At 77.6% G+C, this 1,537-nt stretch carries 2 protein-coding genes; both read left to right on the forward strand.

Translation table 11 applies throughout. The annotated features are described in order from the left end of the window. Window positions 1-814: HAD-IC family P-type ATPase (locus AC07BS_RS33865; RefSeq protein WP_478935435.1), on the forward strand; the 814-nt coding region annotated here is incomplete at its 5' end. Next, window positions 811-1,383, forward strand: coding sequence for a copper chaperone PCu(A)C (locus AC07BS_RS33870; protein ID WP_478935437.1), 573 nt, complete (start codon window positions 811-813; stop codon window positions 1,381-1,383). The genes AC07BS_RS33865 and AC07BS_RS33870, both read left to right, overlap by 4 nt. Window positions 1,384-1,537 lie beyond the last annotated feature (154 nt).

Raw genomic sequence — 1,537 nt, forward strand, 5'->3', positions numbered from 1 at the left:
CGGGGCCGGCACGACAGGCGGCACCACGCCCGGGGCCCGGGGCGGAGCCCCGACGGTGCCCGGTCACCGCGGCGAGGGTCCGGCGGAATGGCCGCGCCCGCTCGCCGACGCGCTCCGGCGCGCCGAGCGCGCCGGCCACACCCCCGTCCTCGTCACCGTCGACGGCACCCCCCGGGCCGTCATCGCCCTCGGTGACACCGTCCGTCCCGGCGGCTACCGCGCCGTCGACCACCTCAAGCGCCTCGGCCTGCGCCCCGTGCTGGCCACCGGCGACGGCGAGGCGGCCGCCCGTACCGTCGCCGCCGAGCTCGGCATCACCGAGGTCCATGCCCGGGCGACCCCCGAGGACAAGGCGGCGCTCGTCCGTACGCTCCGGGAGCGCGGCCACCGGGTGGCGGTCATCGGCGACGGGGTCAACGACACCGCCGCCCTGGCCGGCGCGGACCTGGGCATCGCGATGGGCGGCGGCACGGACGCCGCCATCGGGGCGGCGGACGTCACGCTCGTCCGCGAGGACATGGGCGCGCTCGCCGACGCGGTCCGGCTCGCCCGGCGCACCTCGGTGACCGTGCGGTCCAACCTCCTCTGGGCCTTCGGCTACAACCTGGTCACCGTGCCGCTCGCCGCGGTCGGCCTGCTGAACCCGATGCTCGCGGCGGCGGCGATGTCCGCGAGCTCGCTCCTGGTCGTGGGCAACAGCCTGCGGCTGCGCGGCTGGCAGCCGCGACCGGCCGGGGCGGCGCGCGCCGGCCGGCGAACCGGACCACGAACCGGGCCGAGCCGGCCCGCCCGAGCACGAGGTGGCGACCAGTGAAGGCCCCGGCGACGAAGACGACGGACGCCACGGAGACTCCGGGCGCCACGGACGCCCCGAGCACCCCGAGCGCCCTGACCGCCGGCAAGGACACGGCGGCCGCCCTGCTCCGTACCGCCCGTGCCGCCCTCGTCCCGGTGGCGGCGTGCGCGCTCGCCCTCGGCGGTCTGACGGCCTGGACGACGTCCGGCGCGGCGGGCCGGCCGGCGTCGGTCACGGTCGAGGAGGCCCGCGTCCTGCTGCCGTTCGGCCTGGACAACACGGCGGCGATGGTGAAGCTGCGCAACACGGGTGACGCGGCCGACGAGCTGATCGGCGTCGACGTGCCGACGGCCGGCGGCGCGATGCTCAGCCGGACGGTCGTGAGGAACGGCGCCGGCTCGATGCGGATGGTCCGCTCGGCGACCGTCCCCGCGGGCGGAACGCTGGAGATGTCCCCGCACGGCCTGGACATCATGGTCTACCGGCCGCCCAAGCTCCAGGTGGGCGAGCGGCTGCCGTTCGTGCTGCGCTTCCGCGACAGCGGGGTGGTCCGGGCCGAGGCGGTGGTCGTACGCCCGGGATCGTGAGGGCGCCCGGATGCGGGGGGGGGGGGGGGGGGGGGGGGGGGGGGGGGGGGGGGGGGGGGGGGGTTGGTTGTGGGGGGGGGGGGGGGTTTTTTGTGCCTATTGGGCACCGCCATTCCCGCCTGCCTCCGTCGTCGAGCCGTTGCGTATCGGTGGT

The sequence above is a fragment of the Streptomyces sp. NPDC044063 genome, assembly GCF_056434285.1.